Source organism: Cupriavidus sp. SK-3 (assembly GCF_000611145.1).
GTDB lineage: Bacteria > Pseudomonadota > Gammaproteobacteria > Burkholderiales > Burkholderiaceae > Cupriavidus.
In genome coordinates this window covers 1-6,728 of record NZ_JFJV02000207.1, presented here as the reverse complement: position 1 = coordinate 6,728, position 6,728 = coordinate 1, and the positions used below count along the sequence as shown (strand labels likewise).

Genomic DNA, 6,728 nt, shown 5'->3' with positions numbered 1-6,728 from the left:
AGCGTGAGGATGAGGCGAGACGGGCGATTACCGCCGATTAGTGCATCGGCGCGCCGTCGTAGCGGAACGGAATCCCATCCAGCGCCGCGGGACGCATGAACGGTTCTGTTACGCAACGGCGTAAACATTGACCGCAAACTGGCACGGATAGTGGCTTTGGGCGAGATGCGACCCGGCAATCGTAAAGATGGGGGTCGTTGGGGCCCAGACTAGGGCCGGAGGTCGATGCGCAGCGCGCTGAAGTGAGTCAATTATCCACCACTTTCCCAACTTTGTGGTCGGGAATGCTCGCCATTTTCTGGGAGCGCTGCCACCCTGGAAGAAGTGCCGGATGCAGCATTGGCTGGCAGAATGAACCCCTCCTAACCGAACGGGATCTCGACGTGACAGCCAACCCTGCCGGAATCAACCCATCGCCCCCTCGTGAACTGATCGATCGAGCCATCGGCGTCTGGATGCGCGAGCTCGAAGCCTATCCAGGGTGGAAGGAATGGCGCCGGGGCACGTTCGCGCGAACCCTCTACGACGATGGCATCCCTTGGCCGGAGGACGAGGAGCACCTCAACGAGTTCGTTTTTTCTCCGGAGATCGAACGGCAACACGACTTGGTCATGCAGTATCTGGGCATCGAACAAGCCATCCATGCCCTCCAGGACTGTGAGTACTACTTCCGGCGATTTCCCTTCCGCGGGCTGCCAGTGAGCAAACACGTGCACCTGACGTATATGTGCGAGATGTACTTCAATCGCTTCTATGAACTCAGGGAACGCATCAAGAAGTATCTCAATGTCCTAGCCAAGTTCGAACCACGCCATCGCATCGACATTGGGCAGTTTCTGAAGCAGTTTGACAGGGATTTCGATCAGGAGCTGCGGGAACGCAACCAAGTACACCACCATCGCCGCTTCGAGGATCTCGCCATTGACCGCATCTTCCTGTCGCATGCCATATCGACGCGACGCGACGGCTGGGCCAAGGAGGCCGATTACTTCTATCGCAAGGCCACCCAGGAATGGGCGCAGAGGGTTCGGATCCGAGCCTCGCGAGCCGAGAAGTACGTCGATGCTGTCGCGCAGACGACACTGGAGGGCAGCGGCTTTCTCAAGCCCCTCACGGTTGACGCTGGCACACCCGACACCGCTCAGACTGGTTAGCCTTTCCGGTTCAACGGATCGAGTGGAAGGTCCAGATCCTCAATGCTGATGCCGCGCTGGACGCACTGGAAGGCAATACGCTGCCACCGCTGCAGCCACTGCGCCTCAAGCTCTTCGTACCGGCGGATCTTCGCCCGCAGATTCTCAACGGTTCGGTCCAGATAGGCGAGCTCATCGCTCCGCGATCGGGAGCGCGACGGGCGAGCACCGGCGGCCAGTGCACGCTTGGCTTCCTGATAGGCATGCACAATCTCCGGGTGCCGACTTAGCGCTTGCCGAGTGTATCCGGAGAAGGACTCGATGCGCTCCCAGGTCAGCCTAGTACCAAGCTCTCTGTCTTGCCAGCGCTCAAGCTCGGCAATGATGCTTGCCTTCTTTCGCTCGCTTATCTTGGCCTTTGCGCGGATGCTAGCCGGCATTCCCGTCCTCCTGCTTCACGTAGCGCACAAGATCGGCTTGGCGGAAGCCCAGCGTGGCCAACTGGCTCATCAGCTGCTCATATCTGGTCTTCAGGTGCCGATACCAATCCGCTTGCATCAGGGAGCGGCTGCGGCCGTGTGACTTCACTGTCTTAAGGCTGAGATATGCAACCGCAGCCTGGCGCTTCAGCTCCTGAGCACGCGCCTCATCGCCATTGATCCAAAGATAGTCCTTGCAGTTCGCCGTGCATTGCAGGTGACGCTCACACGGGGACATCTGGAAGTCATGGATACATAGGCCAGGGCCCACATCGTGAACCGCCTGGATGCGGGCGATCAGGAACGTGCGTGCAACCTCTACCGGCAAGGCCTTGGCAATGTCGACGACCTGCCCGCTCATCCGCCCATTGAACACTTCCTGCACGACCTGTGCCGAGCGTTGCGCGGATGTCATGTGTTGGTAGCTTTTCGTGTCCACAGCATTCTTGCGGCCAAACCATTTCGTTTGCACAAGGTCCGGAGCGCCACCCTCATCCAACAGATGATTCAGGAAGTGACGGAACCCATGGGATCGCACACGCAGTGCCAGGCCATCCTCATCAACGAGTTCATACCGATCGAACACCGATCGGATTTGGGGTCGCCCGGTCAGGAAGTCCCGAACATTCTGGTCAGTTAGTGGCCTGGCGGCATAGGTCAGCGTAGTTCGCGTGCCATGGTGTATCTGATTGGCATAGACCACGCACAGCGACTCGTGCAGCCGGAGTCCTTTGCCCACGGGGCCCGGCACCATCGGTCCGAACCAGTGGTCTCTCGCAATCCCTTTTAGTAACGCAACCCGATCAACTCGAAGTCCCCGGCGCACGATTTCAAAGGGTATCTCTCGTGCCCGCAGGAACTGCACAATGTTCCGGCTTTTCAGACCCAGAACAGCTTGAATGTCGTACGTGTCCAGTGTTTTAGGAAGGGATCTTCTCGACAGTAGCGATCCATGCCGATATGCGCGCATTGCAACCTGGCGAGGCCCAGCCGTCGCCTCGCACAGTTCCGCGACCGCCGCCTCCACGACCTCCACGGTCTCCGAGAGCAATGGCTTCGAATACCATTCCACTGTCACATCGTCGGCTCTCCCCTTCAACCTTGCATAGCGAAGGTTCCGACTGCCATCCCTGGCGACCGAGATTGGCTTGGCCGGTAGCGTGAGCATCTCCCCTATTCGAAGCCCTGTGCATATAAGGATCGTGGCAACAAGGATGAGTATCCGGTCAGCGCCGGTGGCATCTTCGACGGATTCCGCGCGCGGTATCACCTGATAGAGCTGGCCAAGGGCACACATAACCTCTTCGCTCGGGAGCCGATCCGACACGGCAACTGGCAGGTCTTCGATCCTGTCGGGCGTCAGCGATCGTGGGCGAATCTTCCGCCGGCATCGCCAGTCAAGCCGTACCCGGCAGAGCCCATGTCGGTCCAATGCATCGGCGAACTCTTCCATATGGCCAATGACCTTGTATGCCGACGTGTCCCGCTCGCGATGCAAAGCCATGGCAGCAGCGCGGTCAAGATCGTCCTTCCGCAACTCCCCTATGTCATGCCCCGTCTTCGCCGTGGCGGCGAACACATAGCGTGTGGCACGAATAAACACACTATGGCTGCCCATCGACTGCGCCCGCTTTTGGTGACGAACGCAAACAAGTGCCTTGACAACGTCAGCAAAGGGATTTGCCAGCGGCTCCCCGACGCCCCAGCCCTTTTCCGGTGGCCGGTGCTGGGTGAACGGGAGGCGAAGCGTATTCGCATTGGACCTATATGCGCGGGTACGATGCCGATAGGCCGCTGACACGTCCCAGACGGCTGCATCCCAATCCACGCCCCCGAACGGTGACGTTGCTTTGGCTGTCGTGACCAGGGACCTGCGGTTTGCGAGCCAGTTGTCGTCGAGGTGATCGCCAACGCGGCCAACTGCCGCCATGGTCTTACGTCGACTTGCACTTCTTGATGTCATGGCCGGCAACAAGTTGAACGACCTCCGCAACCGCGTAGATCACATCATCCATCTGCACCGATGGGCGCAAGCCAAGTTTCTGGCAACGGTCCTCCCGACTACGAAGCAGTTCGTCCAGAACGGCTTCGTGGTCCGCTTCCACATAGGGCTGGAACTTCGGACAGAGATAGCAGGAGAACGGCGGATCCAGCGAGCAATGCTGCGCCTTCCCGCATGCCCCAATTTCCACCGGCGGCACCACTCCCACATCGCCAACGAAGCGGACTTGCTTGCTCGCCCCCACTCTTCTCGCCTCAGCGGCCCCCGCGCCAATAGGAACTCCCTTGAACAGCTTCATTAGGGGACCAAGCCGCATTGCGGCCGCCCGATCCAGTATTCGGGTCATCCGACTGCCCTTTAACGCGTAGTAAACCTGCACATGCTGCGTATCGGAATGATCTAGCATCGTGGCAAGCTGTCTTCTGGATACACCAAGCTCCACCATGGTTGTTGCAAAGGTGTACCGTAATCGGCGCGAAGTCAGGTGAAGCGGGCTTCCGGTGCGCGGCGATACGATCTTCATTCGTCTCGCAAACCTGCGTATGAGAGACAGGAACTCTTTGATCGTCATGTGGTAAGCATATTCATCGACGCCCGTTCCTACGCGCCATGACGCAACATCGGCGCGCAAAAAGATCGGCCGCGGATGGCGGCCACAGTCGATGCTCTGATTGACGACCAGGAGGTCTTGCAGCATCGTCAGCAGTTCATCGCCCACCCGTTCCTCCACGAACTGCCGCCTGGCTCCCTGCCCCAGCTTCTTGATTCTGGGGATGGACAGTACCCACTCGGGGGGTACATCGAAGCCCTCAAGGTGGTTTTGCAGATCCGTCTCACGTAGCAAGCAGAAGTTCGATGGATTGCGACCGTAGGCCAGGCTAAGCGCGACCGCTGCGCGCTCCATCACATGTGCCCGCTCCGGCGATCGGTCTTCAGCCAATGCACGACGCAGAACCGTAACCTCTGTGTCCCACAGCGGCCCACTCCCGTCGTCTTCCAGCTCGACAGACATTCTCGAGTGACGCGCAGCAACTGCGATATCGTCCAGATTCAGCGCGAACTCCCCGTCGAATCCCAGGCATTCGAGGATCTCCGCTGACCAGCGATACCAGCTTCGTAGAGGGTAGAACTCGTCCATCGCTTTGCGGGTTCGCAGGACTTGAACCGACTTTCCAAAGTGAAGGCACAACGCCACACGCAGGTCGTCGGGATGTTCTATCACCGACATCGATATCCAGCTTCGCCGCAATCCGCGCGCCTCCGGGCTATCGTCGCGCACCGTGCCCCGAAGCGCGCATACCACTGCGGTGACAGCGTTCACAGCGCTCGCTGCGGATTGCTGGGTCAGCAGCATCGCCGCCCATCGTCGCATCGCATAGCCAACGATCACGTTGCCGTCCGAGCGACTCGCCCAGTCAAACGATGCGTATCTGGTTGGCACGTTAAACGTCCAGCGTGCGCCAGCCATATCCATGCACCGACCGTCGCGGTCAATGATGTGGCTCGGCAGCTGAGGCAACCGAAGTCTGCGTAATAGCGCTCCGAGCGCCCGATTGATTTCGCCGTTCGTCATTCCCGATCGCCCCCCAGGAGCGTGGCCTGGTAGCCGAGGCTGAACTCGCACGATTCCCTGCGGATCGCATCTGCTATGTACGGTCGAAGCGAATCCGAGGATCGCCAGCCGAAGAAGTACATCATGTGCTTCTCGACTCGATCCTCGTCCAGTCCATTGCTCAATCCCTGGGCCCGGAAGCTGGTGGCGCACGTACTGCGCAGGCAATGAGGATGCAAGTCGGCGAACTCCTCATGCACGACGCCAATCTGATTCAGCACGCCATTCACGCGCGCCAGGCTCATTGGACTTCCACTTCGACTCAGGAACAGGAAGGGCGTTTTGTCGGCACCACCAATGTTGCGCCGGATCTGGCAGATATAGGCGTTGAGACGGGTGGCAAGCGAGCGGTCACAAGGCAGTTGCCGAGATGCTGTCTTGACCTGGGGTTCATCGCGCCTGCTGTCCCATTCGTCGTCCGGCGATCGCTCGATCCTTATCTCCGGAATGCTGCGCGAGAGCATGCAATCGCCCACTTTCAGCTTGAGCAGCTCGCCCCGCCGAAGCCCAAGAAGCAACAGCATCAGAACGATAAGATAGTTGCGCTCCTGGTACGGCGGCTTCCACGGATTTTCGTCATGCCCCGGTCGACAGACCAGCAGCAGCCGCTGGACCTGCTCCGTCGATAGTGCTCTGGCGTGTTGGGGCGCTTCCGGGCGAGCCCGTCCGGCTGTAGCAAAGGCATGCTCGATGCATTTCAGTCGTCTCCTCATATCCCGCAATTCCGGGCTGCCCGCCGGCCAACGGGCCATGGCTGCTTCAAGATGCCAAATCACGAAGCGGGAGATGACCTGCAGTCGCTGCAACACAGTACTGGGAGCGACTACCAGCTTGCGCACCTTGGCTCGCGCCTGGAAGTCGCGGCGCAGCCAGGGATAGAGCTGGCTCACGATCTCGTCCGGAGATAGCCCCTCGCCGGTGCTGAGGCGCTCCTGTAGGCAGAAGGACTGTCTTGCTGCCCACGCCCATAGCATACCCAGGATCTGTAGCGCCTTGAGCAGGCTATTGGCCGACAGCCGTGGGCGAAGCCGCTTGATCGAATATTCGTTGATCCAGTCGATGGGCTGCCGGCGGGCGTCAAGCAGGATTGGCAGGCGTTCGCCGTCTGGGTGGCGGACGATCACCACATGGAATCGGGCGTGCATAGCTTTCTCCTTGGCCAGCGCGTCCAAACCACCGTAGGCAATGTTTACGACTTTTCCGTGTCACCCACGCACTGCGATAGAAGCCAAAGTGCCGCCACCCTAACGATTACGAAGTGGCTCTAAGCTCCCACGGAGTAATACGTGGCCATCCAGGCGACCACTCCCAATCCTCCTAATCTCCGCTGTGAAAGGCTGGCGACATGCTTAAAGTCGTGACAGCGGCCATCAAAAGTTAACAATCAAGCTTACTGACAAAGATTCATCCGCTGTGACGAGGACGCCGCCGGAATATTTCCACTGCCCCACCGCCACATAAGGTACTGATATAAAAGAAAAAACCCCGCACAAAGGCGGGGT

General features: G+C 59.3%; 5 protein-coding genes. 1 reads left to right on the top strand and 4 read right to left on the bottom strand.

The window, feature by feature from the left end; all coding sequences use genetic code 11:
* The first annotated feature begins 284 nt into the window (after nt 1-284).
* Complete coding sequence (locus CF70_RS20025; protein WP_152561858.1) at nt 285-1,154, top strand: hypothetical protein; 870 nt, start codon at nt 285-287, stop codon at nt 1,152-1,154.
* Here CF70_RS20025 and CF70_RS20020 read toward each other — a convergent pair.
* From CF70_RS20020 to CF70_RS20005, 4 genes are read right to left on the bottom strand one after another with little or no spacing between them, the layout of a single operon-like run.
* On the bottom strand, nt 1,151-1,573 hold the full coding sequence (locus tag CF70_RS20020) for a hypothetical protein (protein WP_035868440.1): 423 nt from the start codon (nt 1,571-1,573) through the stop codon (nt 1,151-1,153). The genes CF70_RS20025 and CF70_RS20020 overlap by 4 nt on opposite strands.
* Complete coding sequence (locus CF70_RS20015; protein ID WP_035868438.1) at nt 1,563-3,542, bottom strand: integrase; 1,980 nt, start codon at nt 3,540-3,542, stop codon at nt 1,563-1,565. The genes CF70_RS20020 and CF70_RS20015 overlap by 11 nt, the downstream gene beginning before the upstream one ends.
* Before the next feature lie 4 nt (nt 3,543-3,546).
* Nucleotides 3,547-5,187, bottom strand: a complete 1,641-nt coding sequence (locus CF70_RS20010; RefSeq protein WP_051648681.1) for a tyrosine-type recombinase/integrase — start codon at nt 5,185-5,187, stop codon at nt 3,547-3,549.
* Nucleotides 5,184-6,371, bottom strand: coding sequence for a tyrosine-type recombinase/integrase (locus tag CF70_RS20005; protein WP_035868435.1), 1,188 nt, complete (start codon nt 6,369-6,371; stop codon nt 5,184-5,186). Before CF70_RS20005 ends, CF70_RS20010 begins: the two co-directional genes overlap by 4 nt.
* Nucleotides 6,372-6,728: the final 357 nt, after the last annotated feature.

What these genes read in the sequence shown, in the direction of transcription:
- CF70_RS20025 (WP_152561858.1), top strand. Translation starts at nt 285, where the DNA reads ATGCTCGCCATTTTCTGGGAGCGCTGCCACCCTGGAAGAAGTGCCGGA.
- CF70_RS20020 (WP_035868440.1), bottom strand. Translation starts at nt 1,573, where the DNA reads ATGCCGGCTAGCATCCGCGCAAAGGCCAAGATAAGCGAGCGAAAGAAG.
- CF70_RS20005 (WP_035868435.1), bottom strand. Translation starts at nt 6,371, where the DNA reads ATGCACGCCCGATTCCATGTGGTGATCGTCCGCCACCCAGACGGCGAA.
- CF70_RS20015 (WP_035868438.1), bottom strand. Translation starts at nt 3,542, where the DNA reads ATGGCGGCAGTTGGCCGCGTTGGCGATCACCTCGACGACAACTGGCTC.
- CF70_RS20010 (WP_051648681.1), bottom strand. Translation starts at nt 5,187, where the DNA reads ATGACGAACGGCGAAATCAATCGGGCGCTCGGAGCGCTATTACGCAGA.